At 33.9% G+C, this 18,105-nt stretch carries 15 protein-coding genes and 1 pseudogene; 8 read left to right on the top strand and 8 right to left on the bottom strand.

The features are described from left to right. Positions 1-56: 56 nt before the first annotated feature. Complete coding sequence (locus tag ACE83Q_RS05215) at positions 57-416, top strand: winged helix-turn-helix transcriptional regulator (protein WP_409021683.1); 360 nt, start codon at positions 57-59, stop codon at positions 414-416. Between the two features lie 76 nt (positions 417-492). Here the strand turns inward: ACE83Q_RS05215 and ACE83Q_RS05220 are convergent, their stop codons facing one another. Both ACE83Q_RS05220 and ACE83Q_RS05225 read right to left on the bottom strand, forming a co-directional pair. Next, on the bottom strand, positions 493-1,026 hold the full coding sequence (locus ACE83Q_RS05220; protein WP_409021684.1) for a biotin transporter BioY: 534 nt from the start codon (positions 1,024-1,026) through the stop codon (positions 493-495). Further along, a complete protein-coding gene (locus ACE83Q_RS05225; protein WP_409021685.1) occupies positions 1,013-2,005 on the bottom strand; it encodes a biotin--[acetyl-CoA-carboxylase] ligase in 993 nt (330 codons plus the stop codon). The genes ACE83Q_RS05220 and ACE83Q_RS05225 overlap by 14 nt, the downstream gene beginning before the upstream one ends. A gap of 164 nt (positions 2,006-2,169) precedes the next feature. Here ACE83Q_RS05225 and ACE83Q_RS05230 point away from each other — a divergent pair, with 164 nt between their 5' ends. Then, on the top strand, positions 2,170-3,075 hold the full coding sequence (locus tag ACE83Q_RS05230; protein WP_409021686.1) for a proline-specific peptidase family protein: 906 nt from the start codon (positions 2,170-2,172) through the stop codon (positions 3,073-3,075). A gap of 54 nt (positions 3,076-3,129) precedes the next feature. On the opposite strand, the gene ACE83Q_RS05235 is transcribed toward ACE83Q_RS05230, so the two are convergent. Continuing rightward, positions 3,130-5,181, bottom strand: coding sequence for a copper-translocating P-type ATPase (locus ACE83Q_RS05235; protein WP_409022818.1), 2,052 nt, complete (start codon positions 5,179-5,181; stop codon positions 3,130-3,132). A 166-nt stretch (positions 5,182-5,347) separates the two neighbouring features. Next, a pseudogene (locus tag ACE83Q_RS05240) lies at positions 5,348-7,341 on the bottom strand (glucose PTS transporter subunit IIA). Between the two features lie 194 nt (positions 7,342-7,535). Between ACE83Q_RS05240 and treR the strand changes: the two are divergent. After that, complete coding sequence (treR, locus tag ACE83Q_RS05245) at positions 7,536-8,258, top strand: trehalose operon repressor (protein ID WP_409021687.1); 723 nt, start codon at positions 7,536-7,538, stop codon at positions 8,256-8,258. A gap of 17 nt (positions 8,259-8,275) precedes the next feature. Beyond that, entirely contained in the window at positions 8,276-9,922 is a 1,647-nt protein-coding gene (treC, locus tag ACE83Q_RS05250) for an alpha,alpha-phosphotrehalase (protein ID WP_409021688.1), read from the top strand. Positions 9,923-9,984: 62 nt separating this feature from the next. Here the strand turns inward: treC and ACE83Q_RS05255 are convergent, their stop codons facing one another. Further along, entirely contained in the window at positions 9,985-11,292 is a 1,308-nt protein-coding gene (locus ACE83Q_RS05255) for a sialate O-acetylesterase (protein WP_409021689.1), read from the bottom strand. A 310-nt stretch (positions 11,293-11,602) separates the two neighbouring features. Here ACE83Q_RS05255 and ACE83Q_RS05260 point away from each other — a divergent pair, with 310 nt between their 5' ends. The 4 genes from ACE83Q_RS05260 to ACE83Q_RS05275 all read left to right on the top strand — a co-directional run bounded on the left by ACE83Q_RS05260 (position 11,603) and on the right by ACE83Q_RS05275 (position 14,855). Further along, positions 11,603-12,928, top strand: coding sequence for an MATE family efflux transporter (locus ACE83Q_RS05260; protein WP_409021691.1), 1,326 nt, complete (start codon positions 11,603-11,605; stop codon positions 12,926-12,928). 19 nt (positions 12,929-12,947) lie between these two features. Next, on the top strand, positions 12,948-13,295 hold the full coding sequence (locus ACE83Q_RS05265; RefSeq protein ID WP_409021692.1) for a VOC family protein: 348 nt from the start codon (positions 12,948-12,950) through the stop codon (positions 13,293-13,295). 152 nt (positions 13,296-13,447) lie between these two features. Beyond that, the gene (locus tag ACE83Q_RS05270) at positions 13,448-14,104 is read left to right on the top strand and encodes an ATP-binding cassette domain-containing protein (protein WP_409021693.1); all 657 of its coding nucleotides are present in this window, start codon (positions 13,448-13,450) and stop codon (positions 14,102-14,104) included. Further along, positions 14,097-14,855 (top strand): ABC transporter permease, encoded by a 759-nt coding sequence (locus ACE83Q_RS05275; protein WP_409021694.1) that lies wholly within the window; start codon positions 14,097-14,099, stop codon positions 14,853-14,855. Before ACE83Q_RS05270 ends, ACE83Q_RS05275 begins: the two co-directional genes overlap by 8 nt. A 63-nt stretch (positions 14,856-14,918) precedes the next feature. On the opposite strand, the gene ACE83Q_RS05280 is transcribed toward ACE83Q_RS05275, so the two are convergent. The 3 genes from ACE83Q_RS05280 to ACE83Q_RS05290 all read right to left on the bottom strand — a co-directional run bounded on the left by ACE83Q_RS05280 (position 14,919) and on the right by ACE83Q_RS05290 (position 18,079). Then, positions 14,919-15,578, bottom strand: coding sequence for an ABC transporter ATP-binding protein (locus ACE83Q_RS05280; protein WP_409021695.1), 660 nt, complete (start codon positions 15,576-15,578; stop codon positions 14,919-14,921). 21 nt (positions 15,579-15,599) lie between these two features. Next, positions 15,600-17,054, bottom strand: a complete 1,455-nt coding sequence (locus ACE83Q_RS05285; protein ID WP_409021696.1) for an ABC transporter permease — start codon at positions 17,052-17,054, stop codon at positions 15,600-15,602. A 155-nt stretch (positions 17,055-17,209) separates the two neighbouring features. Further along, positions 17,210-18,079, bottom strand: coding sequence for a DegV family protein (locus ACE83Q_RS05290; RefSeq protein WP_409021697.1), 870 nt, complete (start codon positions 18,077-18,079; stop codon positions 17,210-17,212). Between the last annotated feature and the right edge of the window lie 26 nt (positions 18,080-18,105).

An 18,105-nucleotide genomic window follows, 5' to 3' on the forward strand; every position in this document is an offset into this window, starting at 1 on the left:
TGTTATAATTATTTTAAGTAATAGTACTCATAAATGAAGTTAGATGGGAGATTATAATGATTAAAGTTTATGATTGTGATTTAGGATGTCCCGTACAAAATACGTTACAGTTCATTTCCGGTAAATGGAAAAGTGTTATTTTATATCATATATTTAAGAATGAAGTCCTAAGATTTTCTGAGTTACAGACAAAACTTCCTTATGTGTCAAAGAGAATGCTCGCTAAACAACTAGCTGAATTGGAGCGTGATGGTATTATTGACAAGCATATATATCCGGTAGTTCCAGTTAAAACAGAATATAGAATGACCTCTTTTGGTGAAACATTCCAACCCGTAATTAAATCCATAGAACAATGGGGTAATAACTACATGGACGAAGTTAACAAGATTTCGACTATTGAAAAAGATGCGTAACAAAAGAACAAAATAGACAAAAAAGGTGTTGTCACTTTACGAAGTACAACACCTTTACATATATATTCGTAACAAACTAGTTAAGCTGATGTCTTTTTCTCAAGTAATGAGACAATTCACACACAAAAATAACTTTAATAAATCCAACAATCAAAAATGGTAAAATACCTATCAAAAATGCTTGTTGGATTGAAGTTTGCTGATAGACCATTAACCAGACTGCCCCTAAAACTAATTGCACACTAGCACCTAATAAATTCCCCACGTATAACAGCCAACGACCATTGCCATACCATTTTAAAAACAGTCCCGTTAGGATAACATAGGCTAAAAAACCAAATAAATAACCACCTGTTGGACCAATTAAAGAAAAAAGTCCCGAATGAAATCCAGCAAAAACTGGGATTCCTATTAATCCTAATAGGAGATAAATGCCCACCGCTTTTAATCCTTCTTGAACCGGTCTCAAACTGGATAATAATCCGATAAAAATGGTTTGTAACGTTAACGGAATTGGACCTAATGGAATTATTAACTGAGATAAAACACCCAAAATGGCTGCTAACTCTGCTGCTATAATTAATTGTTTTAACTGTTTATTTTGTCCCATTTGTTAAGCCTTCCACATTCACCTTTGTAATTTCACCAGCCATATAAGTCATTACCTGACCAGTATTATCTCTCAATACCAACTGACCATCATCATTAATCGTTTCAACTGTACCAGTAATTTCTTGATGACCACTTTTTAAAGTAACTGTCTGTCCAATAACTAGTGACCGTTCACGATATTCATTCATGAAGTCACCATTTTGGTAATTCTGATAGATTTGGATAAATTGATTAGTGATTTCGGCAATTAATTCATTACGTGTAACATTATTCGATTCGTCAATCAATGAACCCACTTTATCTTGTAACTCTGGAGATAATTTTTTAAGGTCTGTTTTAAAATCTAGCCCAATCCCTATAACTAAGCTTGTCACTTGCTGCGTTTCAAAATCTGTGACGGCCTCCGTTAAAATCCCGCAAACTTTTTTATTTTGATAATAAATATCATTCACCCACTTTATTTGTGGTTGAATTTTCAATTTATTTTCTAAAGCATAACTAACCGCCATGGCAGTTGCTGTCGTTAGCTGACCAACATCTTTGATAGGTTGATCAATTCTCAATAAATAACTGATATAAATCCCAGTATCTTCTGGTGATTCAAATGTTCGACCAAATCGACCATATCCTGCTGTTTGACTATTGGCCACTATTAACAGTGGACCCTGTATACCAGGCTGGCTTGAACGTTCTTTCGCCAATACATTGGTGGATGTCACTTCATCAAATAATTCAATTTGCATCATGTCAGTTGTTAAATAAGATTGAATTAGTTGTGCGTTCAACTGATTACCATCATTTAGACTATATCCTTTTTGTGGAATCGTCTTAATGTCAAAACCCTGCTCTTGTAAGCTCTTAATAGCCTTCCAAATAGCAGTTCTTGAAACGCCAAGTTTTTCAGCCAATAGTTCTCCTGAAATAATAGTATCTTGTTGCTCAGCTAATATTTTTAGAATATTGTCTTTAGTTTTCATTTTACACCGTTAACCTTTTAATTTTATTAGTTAACATAACTTTAAACTAACTCCCTAAAATATGCAACTAACACTCATAAAAAATAGCATCCTCACTTTCATTCTGGTAAATAATCATAAAAGTGCTATGATTAATCTATTCTTAAGAAATTAGGTGGATTAATATGGCATACGGAACGAAAATTATTACGTTAGATAATGGTTATCATCTCTGGACTCATACTGAAGGACAAGGTGATATCCAACTACTTTGTCTACATGGTGGGCCTGGTGGTACACATGAATATTACGAAAATTTTGCTGAAAAATTAGCACCTCTTGGCGTTCAGGTTTCAATGTATGACCAACTCGGTTCATGGTATTCTGATCAACCAGATTTTACTAAACAAGAAAATGTTGATAAATTTCTTAATATTGATTACTTCATTGATGAAGTTGAAGAAGTCCGTATTAAATTAGGTTTAGATAACTTCTACCTAATTGGTCAGTCATGGGGTGGCGCTCTTGTTCAAGAATACGCCTTAAAATATGGTGACCATTTAAAAGGCGCTATTATCTCAAGTATGACTGATGATATTAACGAATATTTGGCAAACGTCAATGCTATTCGTGCTAAAGAATTAGATGCTGATGCACTTGCCTACATGCAAGAATGTGAAAAAAATAACAATCTTGATAATGACCGTTACCAAGGTTATGTCGATATTTTAAATGACGGCTATGTTGATCGTAAAAAGCCAGCCCAAATTTCTCATTTAGTAAGTACAATGGCTGAACCTGTCTATAACTACTTCCAAGGTAACAATGAATTCGTTGTGACTGGTAAATTAAAAGACTGGTCTACTCGTGACCGCATTAAAAATATTACTGTCCCAACATTAATCACATTTGGCGAACATGAAACAATGCCTTTAGCAACAGCTAAAAGAATGTCAGAAACAATTCCACATGCTCGTCTTGAAACAACTCCTGAGGGTGGTCATCATCATATGATCGATAACGCTCCTGTTTACTTTGATCATTTAAGTACCTTCTTATCAGATGTTGAAAGCGACAATTTTAAAGATTAAATTAAAAAATACCACCATTGATAACTACTATCAACGGCGGTATTTTTTTATCTCTTAATCGTGTAACATCATTGCATTAATTGCAACAACAATTGTACTTAACGACATCACAACTGCACCCACTAATGGACTTAAAATAAAGCCAATTGGTGCTAAAACACCGGCAGCCAATGGTAATGCAATAATATTATAACCTGCACCCCACCAAAGATTTTGAATCATTTTCAATCTTGTGTTTCGACTTAATTTCAAAAATTTTATGATATCCATCGGATTACTTTTAACTAATATAACGTCTGCAGAGTCAACAGCAACATCCGTACCTGAACCAATTGCCATCCCTATTGTTGCACTCGCTAAACTAGGTGCATCATTGATACCGTCACCAACCATGATAACGTTATGTCCTTCGCCCTCTAATTGACTAACAATTTTAGCTTTATCTTCAGGCATTAAGTTAGCACGAACATCTACAATACCTAGTTTTGCACCAACTTTATCAGCAGCCTGTTGATTATCACCAGTTAACATAATCACTTTGATATTCATTTTTTCTAATTTTTCGACTAAACCAAATGATTCTGGTTTAATTTGATCTCCTTGAGCAACATAGCCAATCACTTTTTCATTTTGAATTAAATAACTAATTGAATCTCCTTCATTGTCAGAAGCCATTTCATCCGTTAATAACTGTTGTTTATTAACATAAGCTTCAGAAACAATTTTGAATGCATCATCGTTAATGTGTCCTTCTAATCCAACACCATTAATTTGTTGTGTTTCACTTGCAGTTGGAATCTCAATTTTTAAATCTTCTGCTTTTTGAATGATTCCTTTACCCAAAGGATGTGTCGATCCACGTTCTAACGACGCCATCAATCCGATAATTTCTGATTCAGAGAACTGATCAGTAAATGTTTTATACCCAGTTACCACGAAATGTCCTTCAGTTAAAGTTCCTGTTTTATCAACAAGTAATGTATCGATTGTGTGTGCAACTTCTAGCGCATTTCTGTTTTTGATTAATAAGCCATTTTTAGCTGATAAAGAAGTACTTCTCGCAACAACTAATGGAATCGCTAAACCTAAAGCATGTGGACAAGCAATCACTAGAACCGTTACAAGAATTGATAAAGCCTGACTAAATGTCCCTGTAATTAACCATACAATGAATGCTAAAATACCAACAGTCATGGCAGCATAAAATAAATATCCCGCAACTTTATCAGCTAACGTTTCCGTATCTGATTTTTCTGATTGCGCTTTTGTAACTAATTTAACAACTTGAGCTAAGTAGCCCGTTTCACCAGTTCCTGTTACAGTCATTTGGATTTCTCCATTACCATTAACTGATCCACCAACGACTTCATCATCTACTACTTTTTCAACTTGTTTCGATTCACCAGTTATCATAGCTTCATCGACACTTGTTTTACCAGAAATAATTGTTCCATCAGCTGGGATTGTTTCATTTCCTTTAACTAACAGAATGTCTCCAACGTGAACATTTGTTAAATCAATATCTTCAATTTCCTTATTTTCTCTAACGATATGTGCTTGTTTAGGTAAGAGTTGCGCTAATTTTTGAACAGCATCTCCTGCTGACATAACAGCGTTCATTTCAATCCAATGACCTAACAACATAATGACAATTAACGTTGCTAATTCCCAGAAGAAATCCATAACATGATGACTTGGATCTACAAGATTATTCATCACAACAGCATATAAGCTATACAAGTATGCCACAGTAATACCCATTGCAATTAAGGTCATCATTGCTGGCTTTTTATCTGCAAGCTCCATCTTTGCACTATCTAAAAATGTTTTACCGCCATAGAAAAATAATCCAGTACCAATAAGTGCTACAACCCAATCAGATCCAGGGAAAGTAAACTGTAAGGGTAAGTTAATCCCCATCATAGGTGTCATTAAAACAATAGGAATCGCTAAAACTAAAGAAATCCAGAATTTTAATTTTAGATTTCCCATGTGCATCATGTGTCCACCCATGTTCATTTGATCGTGGTCCATTCCTTGCATATCCATGTGATCCATATTTTTCATATCTTCATGATCCATATTCATGTGATCCATTTCTTTCATATCTTTGTGATCCATTTATAACGCCTCCATTAATTTATATTTTTAGTTTACACTTGTAAACTTAGATAGTCAAATAATTTATCTGTTACAAAAAAAATGTCAAAGAGATAAAGATCCCTTTGACATTTTTATATAATCACATAAACATTTTAGTTAATTTACAATTCTATGCATCTTTACCAATTGTTTTGCGACGAGTAACTTCTTTTTCAGCAAGTACATCAGAATCTTTAAATCCAAAGAACCAAGTACAACCAAATGCTACGATTATTGTAACAATTGATGCAATCCAAAAGTTAATTTCGTTACTCATTCCTCCACCAAATTTTAAAGGTGTAAAGAATGAAGGGAATCCGATTAATGAACCAGTAAATCCGTACATGTTAACGTTTAATAGTCCGGCTACTAATCCACCAACTGCACCACCAATATTAGCTGATAAGAAGACACGCCCATATTTTAAGGTAATCCCATAAATAGCTGGTTCTGTAATACCACTGAATGCTGCAATAACTGCACCACCAGATAATTCTTTAATGTTAGCCATTTTTGATTTAATCATAACTGCCATTACAGCAGCACCTTGAGCTACCATTGTAATTGAAACAATTGCATTTAAATAACTGTAACCTTTTGAAGCAATATCGTTTGCGATTAAAGGAACAACTGCCCAATGTAAACCAAAGATAACTAAACATTGATATAATCCCCCAATAACAAAACCTGCAATTGGGTAGTTAGCTGTTAAAATTGTGTTTAAAATAATAGAAATACCTGTACTAATTAATGTAATAATTGGTCCGACAATCACTATAATAGCAGCTGAAACGATCATAACTTCTAATAATGGTACAAAAATCATTCGTAAAACTTGTGGAATAACTTTTTTAAGTCCTTTTTCAACATAATGTGCTAACCATGCTCCAGCAATAATTGGGAAAATACTGTAAGTATAATTAACCATATGAATTGGAATTCCAAACAAATTAGTATTCAATGACATCCCCAAAACTTGTCCAAACACTTTTGTTCCTGTTGCAATACCAAAAAGTGAAGGGTATACCAAGACACCACCCACAATAGCCATAATAATTGGATCAGATTTTAGCTTCTGTGCAGCCGTGAATCCAACAATAATAGGTAAGAAGTAGAAAGCTGAATCGCCCATAGCTGATATGAAAATATATGTCTGTGATGTGGCTTCCGTCCAACGGAAATCAACAGCCATTTGAAGTAATCCTTTTAAGATACCACTCGCAGCTAATAATCCAATTACTGGCATCATAGACCCTGTAATAACACCAATTAATGCGTTAAATCCAGCACTCAATTTTCCGCGGAATGTTGTTGGTTTGTCCTCAGCTGGTGCATCATCGGCAGCATCAACCTCACCACCTGCGTATGATGTTCCAAGTTGTGCAATAACTGCATCATAGACATCAGTAACCGCTGGTCCAATAACAACTTGATATTGTCCAACAGCATGACGAACATCAATTACACCTGTTAAATTTTTAATCACTTCATCGTCTGCTTTACTTTCATCAACTAAGTAAAACCGTAAGCGCGTAATACAATGGATTAAACTCTTAATATTCTCTTTACCACCGACTTGTTTGATAATGTCTGTAGCTAATTGTGTGTAATCTTTTGCCATAACTATTCCTCCCCTTTTACAGTACCAGATCCCACTTCCGTGCCACCTTCAAAAGGTTGTGGTTCCGATAATGTTAATTTGTCTAATTTATCTTGTGTATTTGTAATTACTACCATTAAAACATTATCTAATTGTGCTTCAGAAACTTGTGTTAAATCCATAGTCCCAAGCAATTCACCACCATGTACACGAGCACCTTTTTTAATATTAATATCAAATGGTGCACCCTTTAAATCAACCGTATCAACACCCATGTGTAATAAAATTTCAAGTCCATTATCCATCGTGAATCCGATAGCATGCTTTGTTGATGCAACCAATGTTATAGTTCCAGATACTGGACTATAAATTTCCCCTGTGGTTGGTTTAAATCCAAAGCCATCACCCATTAATTTTTGAGCAAAAACAGAATCGCTCACATTTTCTAAATCAATTAACTCCCCAGTTGCTGGTGCGTAAAACTTATCATCATTTACCTTTTGTTTTCTTTTAAAAATCGACATTGTTCTCTCCCCCATTTTTTTAATTTATTTAACTAGATTTGCTTACAACGATTAAGCGTTTTCAAGTTACCTTTATAATAAACCTGTCTATACATGATGTCAACGCTTTCTTTTCTTTTAAATTAACATTTATATATACTTGTATAGACTAGATTATATATGTTAAAATAACCTTATCATTGGAGGTGACTATTATGACGAATCAAAATAAACATTTAGGTATTTATCAAGATCTTGTCACTAAAATTACACATAATATTTACGCATCAGGAACATTCCTACCTAGTGAAATTCAATTGAGCCATTTATATGGTACTTCTCGCGAAACAATTCGAAAGGCTCTCCAAAATCTACTAACCAATGGCTATATTCAAAAAATTCGTGGAAAAGGATCGCTCGTTTTAGATATTCAACGATTCGCTTTTCCCGTCTCGGGTATTACTTCATATGAGGAACTGAATAAGTCTCTTCAAATGAATTCAGAAACACAAGTTAGACAGTTACAGGTCACAACTATTCCTGTAGAGAGTTTTGCACCTAAGTCTGTTGTTGGCGATAAAGCGACATTTGTTGAACGTCTACGACTTGTTAAAAATGAACCCAGTGTTATTGATCGTGACTACATACTTTCAGATATCGTACCTGAGATACCTTTAGCAGTTGCCCAAAAATCGCTTTATGATTATTTTGAAAATAAATTAGGCTTAGATATCAGTTATGCTATTAAAAAAATTACAGTTGAACCGGCAGACACGACTATCCAAAAATTATTAAACATTCCAAAAACAGAATCTGTTGTTGTCATAAGAAGTGAAACATATTTACAAGATAGTCGTTTATTTCAGATTACCGAAGCTATTCACCGCGCAGATCGTTTTAGTTTTGTTGATTTTGCACGACGGACAAAGAAAATATAACTAATAGGAGAATAACGATGACATTTGAAGATAAAGTTATTTATCAAATTTACCCAAAATCATTTTATGATAGTAACAATGATGGCCTTGGCGATTTACAAGGGATTATTGCTAAAATACCTTATTTAAAACAACTCAATATTGATATGATTTGGTTTAATCCTTTTTTCATATCACCACAAAATGATAATGGCTATGATATCTCAGATTATTATCATATTGATCCTAAGTTTGGTACTATGGCTGATTTTGATGAACTTGTTGCCAAGCTAAAATCTGTAGGTATCGATGTCATGATGGATATGGTTTTTAACCATACATCAACTGAACACGAATGGTTCCAAAAAGCACTAAAAGGTGATCCAAAATATATGGCTTACTATTATATTCGTGATGCAAAGCCGGATAGCTCGCTTCCAACTAATTGGGATTCTAAATTTGGTGGTCCTGCATGGGAAGCTTTCGGAAATACAGGTAAGTACTACCTTCATCTCTACGACCCAACTCAAGCAGACTTAGATTGGCATAATCCAGCCGTTCGAAAAGAAATGGCTAAGATTGTTAATTTTTGGCGTAACAAAGGTGTTAAAGGGTTCCGATTCGACGTTATCAACGTCATCGGTAAAGATGTCGACTTACTTGATGCACCTTATGGTACTGATAGTAGACTTATGTATACAGATAAAAAAATAGTTCATCAATATCTACAAGAACTTAATGAATCTAGTTTTGGTCAAGACCCTGATGCTGTAACCGTTGGTGAAATGTCTTCTACTTCAATCGATAATTGTATCGAATACACCTTAGGCAAAAACAACGAGTTATCAATGGTCTTTACTTTCCACCATTTAAAAGTTGATTATACTCATGGTAATAAATGGACGACGATGCCTTTTGACTTTATGAGTTTAAAAAATATTTTAAATGATTGGCAATTAGGTATGACAGCCGGTCATGGTTGGAACGCTTTATTTTGGAATAATCATGATCAACCTCGTGCTATTAATCGTTTTGGTGATCCCGTTCACTATCGTGAAAAATCTGCCGAAATGCTAGCGACGACTATTCATTTATTACGTGGAACGCCTTTTATTTATATGGGAGAAGAAATTGGAATGAGCGATCCTCAATATCAGCATTTATCTGATTATAATGATATTGAAACCAAAAACATTTACCCAACATTATTAGCGAAAGGACTCAGTAAAACTGAAGCCTTAGACATTATTCAAGCAAAATCTCGTGATAATAGTCGGACTCCCATGCAATGGGATAACTCTGAGTATGCAGGGTTCTCAACTGAAAAACCATGGTTGATGCCAATGAATCAGTCTATCGTCAACGTTCAAAATGAATTAGTACACGGCGAAATATTTAATTACTATCAACAACTAATTAAATTACGTAAGACTCTGCCAATTGTCTCTGTTGGTGATTATCAACCTCTTTTAATGGACGATACTCAAGTATTTGCTTACCTAAGAACACTAAAAAATCAACGTTTAATTGTTTTAAATAATTTCTATGGTACAACGACAACGATTACTTTACCTGCATTTACCGGGGAAATATCAACTGTAATCAATAATTATCCAACCGATATTAAATTAGAAACAACTATAACGTTAGCTCCTTATCAGTCAGTTGCCTTTTTAATTGATTAAATAAAATAAAGAAGTCTAACAATTTTAAATTGTTAGACTTCTTTATTTAGAACTTATTAAGATTAATCAAAGTAGATTTTAAAAGGACTAACTGGAATATGATTTTCGTTCCATAAGCCGGCAGAAGTTACATTTGCATATGCATACTGTAAGCCAATTGATTCTTCTTCTAATCGAATCTTGATATCATTTGTACCTAAATCAATCACTGCAGGTTTTAAAACATCCCCTGGCATGATCCATTTTAAATCGATATCATTTGTTGTTTCAAGTTGTTCACAATTCGAAAAGTTAAGACGCATTTGTTTTACATCAGCTGAAATTTCAGATAATTGCGGACTTGTTTGCATTTCATCAAATTTACCAAAATTAGAATACAATTCGATTACACGATAACCTAATTGTCTCTTACTACTTGGATGAATCTCATTAGCTGAATCTTCATCCATAGCTGTAACTAAGTAAACCCGATTTTCTGTTGCTGCAAATTTTTGTTGCGCATCGCGAATTTCAGCCCATGAATTAGCTATCTTATGATTATATTGTGGTAACTGAATAATATAAGTTGGTAATTTATTTTGTTTGAGCGTTTTACGCCATTCACGGATTAATTTTTTCAAAAGTAACCCATAATGTTTTGTATCTATTCCTGCATCTCGTTCACCTTGATACCAAGTTAATAATTTAAATCGGTAAGGACCCACTTGTGATAGCATCGTATCATATAAATTATCGGATTCTTCTAAACTTGGAATTTTAGTATCAACATAAGCTGCTTTTAAAGTCTCGTTACTTATTAGTGTACTTTCTGATACCCAACTTGCAGCTGAAGTCCCATTTTTAGCACATAATACAAGACCAATTGGTGTATATTCATCATATTGACGAACCTTCTTAGCCATATAATAGCCTAACGCTGTAACGTTACCAATATTTTCTTCATCAACAATTTGCCATGGATTTTCTTCTGTTGATTGCTTTTCAGGTATGTTGATAAAACGTAAATTCATCATTGGCATTGTTTTATTATGATCAAATTCATCATCTTTAGCCATTTTAAAGTTAGCATTTGATTGTCCAGCAATCAAAAATACATCTCCAAATTGTACGTCGCGTAAAATTATTTTATCTGTTCCTGATTTAACTAGAACGGTCACAATTGTAGGTGCTAAAAATGAGATACTTTCAATTAAAAAGTATCCTGTATCATCAGCAATTCCTGTTTCAATTGTATCTTCACTACCGCCCATTGAAATCGTTACAGTTACTTCTTGATTAGGTTCTGCGTAGCCAAAAAAACGTGTTGTCTGATCTTGTTGCATAACCATATGATTAGTAAATAGTGGTGCTAATCGCAATGTTGTTGCCACTGTTAAACCCTTCTTTCTAGTCGATGTCCATTAAGTATCCTTTACAATTATAACATAAGATAAGCCTCTATCGACTTTTTATCAAATGGATTAGTCAGCTACTTTAACTATTATTTAGTTGTTTGTCCTAGCTATTTCCAATAATAGTTGCTAGAATAAAGACAGTTAAAACAGTGTAAAATCGCCGGGTTTTACAAAAATAATAGTTATCACATCCAAGAGGCCATTTTTTAATGAAGGATGTTGGTACCTATTTTTTATTGTCCATTATTATGCGATTATAAAAATAGATACCGATGAGGAGCTCAAAATGAATAATCAAACGGTTTCTATCCGTCGTGAACTTTCAGGTTACGTCACACGAAACGTTTTAAGTACTTTAGGTTTATCTGTGTATCTTCTGGCAGATACATATTTCATTGCTAATGCGGTTGGAACAACTGGTTTAGCGGCTTTAAATATTGTATTACCACTCTTTAATTTATTAAATGGCGTCGGGTTGTTACTCGGAATTGGTGGGGCAACTTTATTTTCTATTTTAAAGATTAAGGATCAAAAAGCGAGTCAAAAAATTTTCACCCAAGTATTAATTGTAGGGATTATTTTTGGTTTATCCTTCTCGATCTTAGGCTTTTTATTCATGAAACCTTTACTCTATTTTTTAGGCGCAAACGCAGGAACTTACAAATTAGCTGCTGAATATCTAACTTATATTTTATTAGCTGCACCGTTCTTTGCTTGTAATTATCTCGTTTTAAGTTTCATTCGAAACGATAATAATCCACATTTATCAATGGTTGCTATGTTAGTATCTAGTTTATTCAATATCATTTTTGATTATATTTTTATGTACCCGTTACATCTTGGTATGGGTGGTGCTGCAATGGCCACTGCTGTTTCTCCAATTGTTGCCTTAGCTATATTAACCTTCCATCGTAAAAAAGAAGGTCGCCTTTTAACACTCCAACGAACATCTATTCACTTTAAAACAATAAAAAAAGTTGTTCAATTCGGATTTCCTGTCTTTCTAACTGAAATGAGTACAGGTGTCAGTATTTTTGCTTTCAACCTTGTCATTTTAAGTTTAGCGGGAAATACAGCTGTCGCAGCCTATGGAATTATCGCGAACATCGTCTTAGTTGCTTTATCACTTTTTAATGGTGTTGCCCAGGGAATTCAGCCCTTACTCAGTCGAGAATTCGGGATTCAAAATTGGCCAGAAGTTAAGCAAATATTACGTTTTGGGCTAATTGTTAGTTTTATTATTGGTACAATTTTATACCTGACATTGACCTTTGAAAAAGATCCTATTATTGCATTATTCAATAATAGTAATAACCAAGAGTTAATCCATTACGCTGAGATTGGTATTCCAATCTACTTCTTAAGCTTATTTGGATCATCTCTTAATGTTGTGTTTAGTATGTTTTTCTCAGCAATTGGCGAGCCCAAACATGCACTTATTCTAGCCATTTTGCGCGGTTATGTCTTACTACTAGGCTTATTATTTATTTTTGCCCACTTCTTCAACTTAACTGGTGTTTGGGTTGCTTTACCGGTCACAGAATTAATCATTGTCGTCATCAGTACTATATTCCTATTCAGTTTCTTTAATAAACAAATTAAAAAACAATAAAAAGAAGGTTTCTTATTTTATGAAAGTTAAACGTTTTGAAGCAATCACAATTCCCGTAACTGATGTCCAAAGAAGTTTACGTTTTTATCATGAAGTTTTTGATATGACTGTGATTGAAAATAGTGACTTACCTACTGTTCATTTTGGCCATCAAAAAATTATTTTTGAGCCCTCAACTGATGTTATTCCAATGACACTTAGTTTCGTCGTTAGTGATTCAATGACCGCTATGGAAAATCACTTGAAAAATTATTTTGTGACTATTATCTCCGGTCCAATTGAAAAACAGGATGTTAAAAATGCACAATCGATTACAATTTCAGATCCAGATCAGCATGTAATTGAATTAATTAGTTACCAAAAATAAATTTATCAAGCTAACATCTAAGCGATGTTAGCTTTTTTACTACTATTAAGTTTTTAAATCTACATGCTTAGATTCTTTAAAATACTTTTCTTTATTCCCACAGCTAAACATGGTAATCTGAAAATGAATTATATCAGAAAGGCGGTCTTATTATGCAACCTATTATCGATTTACAAGATATTTCATTGGAACTTAATAACCAATCAATCTTGAAACATATCTCTTTTCAAGTAAACCATGGAGACTTTTTAACAATCACAGGTCCATCTGGGAGCGGTAAAAGTACCGTTTTAAAATTAATCGCTGGTTTAATTTCAAGAACATCTGGTGATATTAAGTTTAATGAAAAATCAATAGACAGTTACGACCCAATCGAATATCGTCGAATTGTTTCTTATTGCTTCCAAACACCCGTTTTATTCGGTGAAACTGTTAAAGACAATCTCGAATTCCCATATATTATTCGTAAACAGGACTTCGATGAAACTCGTGCCATTTCTGAATTAGAATCCGTAGGCTTACCCAGCAGTTATCTTCATAAATCAATAAATGAACTATCTGGTGGCGAGAAACAACGTGTTGCCTTAATTCGTAATTTAATCTTTTTACCCAAAATCTTACTGCTTGATGAAATCACAAGTGCTTTAGATTCAGAAAGTAAAAATATTATACATGCATTAATTAATCGTTTAAATGACTCAAATAAAATTACTATTATCGCTGTTACTCATGACGATAATGAAATAAAACTGGCTGATCAATTAATTAATATCGAAGCCGGCAAAATAACGGAGGTCACTCATGCATAATTTAGCCGTTAATAATCTTTCTCTCGTTTTCGCTTTTTCATTAGTACTAGTCTCACTAGGAATTGTTTATAAAGAAAAATTAGTCCTGGCAAAAGATATTATTTATAGTGTCATTCGTGCAATTATCCAATTAGTCATCGTCGGGTACATATTAAAGTACGTCTTTAATATTAATAATGTTATTCTAACTTTAGTTATGATGTTCATTGTTTTCTTTAACGCTGCGTATAGTGCACATAAAAAAAGTGCAGGAATTCCGCATAGTTTTCGTATTTCGTTCATTGCCATTTTTTGTAGTACGTCTGTTACACTCGGTCTCTTACTACTAGCTGGAACGCTTAAATTTATTCCTTCACAAATCATTCCAATTACCGGTATGATTGCCAGTAATTCAATGGTTGCGATTGGTCTTTGTTACCGGAACCTTAACAGTAATTTCCGTGATCAACGCCAACAGATTTTAGAAAAGCTAGCGCTTGGGGCTGACTTAAAACAAGCAGCATACCCTATTATCCGCGAAAGTATCAAAACGGGGATGTCGCCTACTATTGATTCAGCTAAAACAGTTGGTATCGTTAGTTTACCAGGAATGATGTCTGGGTTAATCTTCGCCGGTGTTGATCCTGTCTTTGCGATTAAATACCAAATCATGGTCACTTTTATGTTACTTTCAGCAACAAGTATCTCATCAATTAGCGTATGTTATCTTTCATATAAACAATTTTTTAATGATAAAAAGCAATTACGATAAATTAAATAGCAATCAACTAAAATAGCCATATGTATAAGTTTTCCTTATACATATGGCTATTTCTTACTCTATAACTTGAAACTCACGGTCTTTCAATACATATTGCGTATCACACATTTTAGCAACATCTGGTTCATGCGTTACAATGATGACACATTTATCTTGTGATTTAGCTAAATCTTGAAGTAATTCAATAATTTCTTTTGTATTAGCTTCATCTAAATTACCGGTCGGTTCATCAGCTACGACTAATCGTGCGTCACAACACATCGTTCTGACAACAGCGACACGCTGTTGTTGCCCACCAGAAAGGTGTTGAACATTCTTCTTAGCCATATCCTCATCAATACCAACTTTTTTCAACATATCAAAGGCATATTGTTTGTCACCAGCATGTGTTGCTCCGGTAATGTCCATCGCAGTCATGAGGTTTTCCAACGCTGACATATAAGTAAATAAGTTATAGGATTGGAAGATAATTGAGACATCTTTATTTCGATAATGAGTTAATCCGATTTTATTGATAGCCTCACCTTCATATAAAATTTCTCCAGATTTTGGTTTATCTAAACCAGCAATAAGTGAGAGAAATGTTGTTTTTCCTGAACCACTACTACCGACAATGGCATATGATTTACTTCTTTCAAAAGTTAAATTAACCTTTTCGAATAAGGGATTATCCTTATTTTCATACCAATAGGCGACATCTTTAATTTCAATCATTTGATCACTCCTTTCTATTATTTATGAAATTAGAATTTTCTTAGGTTCAAGTCGTAAAATACCCAACGATGCTAACATAATCGAGATAAAGATAATTGCCAGACCCATACCACCTAATTCTGCCAAATCTTTGATACTTACCGTTGTGCTTAGATTCTTTAATTTATCAGATTTAATTGTCGCTGACTGTCCTGGCATACCGCTTGGGGCTGTTCTACCAAATTGTCCACCTTTGGTACCACTTGGTGCGCCGTCTCCACCTTGCATATCATTTGAAGTCGTCGATGTTGTAGCTGTCGTTGTTTGTTGGCTTATCAATTGATCACCTACCGCGTTACCAACGAATTTTCCACCAATTCCGGCAACAACTAATGACACGAGTAGAACCATAAACATTTCAACAAAGAATTGTGCAATAACTTTCCAACGTTTTTCACCCAATGATAGGAGGACACCAATTTCATAGCGACGTTCTCTAATCATTAAAATAACAATTAAGGCAAGAATAATTGTTCCCGCAACTGCGACCAATAGAACAATTTTTTGTGCAAAACTTTTAACATTATTCAATGGTGTCAACATTGATTGGTAAGTACTATCGTTTGTTGACATTGAAAATTTATCTGTATCAATTAATTTCTTAGCTGCTTTTGTGAAAGTTGATAACTTGGCTGGATCACTTAAGGTATACACAACTGAATCGGCCGTATCTTTATACTTACTACCCTTTAAAGTATTCGCAAATGTGTAGGCTGTATAAATGGTATTTGCTGGATCACTAGCTCCTGGCCCACCCATACTTGTAGAACTAGTTGAACTAGCTTTATAAATTCCGACAACTTCAACTTTATACTTAGTACCACCAGTTGATTTCATTGTAATTGTATCGCCCACAGAAATATGATTAGTAGAAGCAAGCTCTGATTCAATCACAATATTTTTGGTATTTAAATCACTCGAATTCAAACCACAACCTTTTGTAATTTTTGCACCACTAGCACTTAATGCACTAGCCGTTGAACTCACACCAGAAATAGAAATATCACCTGTTGTTGCAGAAGTCGCTATTTTCTTACCGCCCATACCACCACTTTGACTTGAGGTTGATGTTGTTTTAATGGCATCAAATGAAGAAGCATTCGCTGTGGTTGAAGTGGTAATACTGTAACTCTTCACATTACCCAATGCACCAACTTTTTTAGCTGTCGCAACTTTTACCCCAGCTAAGTTTAATGATGGTTTAGTGGTTTTTGAGCTTGAAGCTTTCATCTCACTAAAAGCCTTATCTCGATTAGCTGATAATGTCACCGTTGCACCCGCACTCTTCTTCGCATCATTTGCAGCGGTTGTTGCTGCATTTTGAATAATTAATCCTGCTAAAACGAATAACATAATAGCTGACATAACTAATATAAGTAAAAAAGATCTTCCTTTTTTTGCTTTAAGATTTAATAAAGCACGTTTAAAAAAATTCATATTTATTACCTCCATATTCTCTTAAATTATTTGATAAGAATAAGCTTAGCTAATAATTATGAATTATTTTTGAATATTATCAGAACATTTTCGTTTGTTATACAAAAAAAGGGTTTATCATGAATAATAATTCACAATAAAACCGTTTTCTTTATTTAATCTATTAGACTTTTCCAATCTCTCGACCAGATTAATCCTAAACATTTTTCACCTGTGTGAACACCGACAAGTGGTCCAATATAACCCGATTCAAATTTCATATTAGGAAAACTAGTTCTCAAGTCTTGTCCCCATTCAGCTTGAAGTTCCGGATTATTCGCATCAATTAAATTAATTTGAACTGGATAATCTAGTGAACGTGTTGCTTCTGAGAATTGAGCTTTAATTTCAGAATAGGCATTTTTCATTTTGCGTTCTTTACCAATAGCAACGATTTTACCTTCTTTATCAAAAGTTAAAATCGGTTTAATTTTCAATATGTTTCCAACAAAACCTGAATGATTTGATAAACGACCAGTCCTCATTAAATGATTTAAATCATCAACAACAAAAAGAACACGTGTTGTTTCTCTTAATTCGGCTAACTTTTCAAGTATTTCTGTAACACTTTTATCTTTATTAGCTAATGTAGCAGCCAATTGAACCATGTTACCCATCCCTGCGCAATCAATTTTTGAATCAAAAACATGCACATTGATGGCCGAAACAGATGATGCGAAAGCTTCAAGGTTACCAACTAATCCACTAATACCTGATGATAAATGAATACAAATAACATCTGTATAGCCTTCCTCAGCAAGTGCCTTAAATTTTTCTTCCATTTCACCCATTGATACCTGGGAAGTTGTTGGTAAAACATCTTCTGTTTTTAATAATTGGTAAAATTGAGTTGCCGTTAAATCGACATTTTCATGATAGACATGATTTCCAAATAATACTGGGTTATTTACTACTTTAATATCTAATTGTTCAACAATCTCATCTGTAAGATAAGCTGAACTATCCGTTAATACAGCAATTTTCATTATTTCACATCCCTATTTTTACTATC

The organism is Dellaglioa kimchii, assembly GCF_046115505.1.
Lineage (GTDB): Bacteria > Bacillota > Bacilli > Lactobacillales > Lactobacillaceae > Dellaglioa > Dellaglioa kimchii.

Bases quoted from the DNA above. Each gene is read 5' to 3' on its own strand.
- ACE83Q_RS05215 (WP_409021683.1), top strand. From the start codon at position 57: ATGATTAAAGTTTATGATTGTGATTTAGGATGTCCCGTACAAAATACG.
- ACE83Q_RS05220 (WP_409021684.1), bottom strand. From the start codon at position 1,026: ATGGGACAAAATAAACAGTTAAAACAATTAATTATAGCAGCAGAGTTA.
- ACE83Q_RS05225 (WP_409021685.1), bottom strand. From the start codon at position 2,005: ATGAAAACTAAAGACAATATTCTAAAAATATTAGCTGAGCAACAAGAT.
- ACE83Q_RS05230 (WP_409021686.1), top strand. From the start codon at position 2,170: ATGGCATACGGAACGAAAATTATTACGTTAGATAATGGTTATCATCTC.
- ACE83Q_RS05235 (WP_409022818.1), bottom strand. From the start codon at position 5,181: ATGAAAGAAATGGATCACATGAATATGGATCATGAAGATATGAAAAAT.
- treR (WP_409021687.1), top strand. From the start codon at position 7,536: ATGACGAATCAAAATAAACATTTAGGTATTTATCAAGATCTTGTCACT.
- treC (WP_409021688.1), top strand. From the start codon at position 8,276: ATGACATTTGAAGATAAAGTTATTTATCAAATTTACCCAAAATCATTT.
- ACE83Q_RS05260 (WP_409021691.1), top strand. From the start codon at position 11,603: ATGAATAATCAAACGGTTTCTATCCGTCGTGAACTTTCAGGTTACGTC.
- ACE83Q_RS05265 (WP_409021692.1), top strand. From the start codon at position 12,948: ATGAAAGTTAAACGTTTTGAAGCAATCACAATTCCCGTAACTGATGTC.
- ACE83Q_RS05270 (WP_409021693.1), top strand. From the start codon at position 13,448: ATGCAACCTATTATCGATTTACAAGATATTTCATTGGAACTTAATAAC.
- ACE83Q_RS05275 (WP_409021694.1), top strand. From the start codon at position 14,097: ATGCATAATTTAGCCGTTAATAATCTTTCTCTCGTTTTCGCTTTTTCA.
- ACE83Q_RS05280 (WP_409021695.1), bottom strand. From the start codon at position 15,578: ATGATTGAAATTAAAGATGTCGCCTATTGGTATGAAAATAAGGATAAT.
- ACE83Q_RS05285 (WP_409021696.1), bottom strand. From the start codon at position 17,054: ATGAATTTTTTTAAACGTGCTTTATTAAATCTTAAAGCAAAAAAAGGA.
- ACE83Q_RS05290 (WP_409021697.1), bottom strand. From the start codon at position 18,079: ATGAAAATTGCTGTATTAACGGATAGTTCAGCTTATCTTACAGATGAG.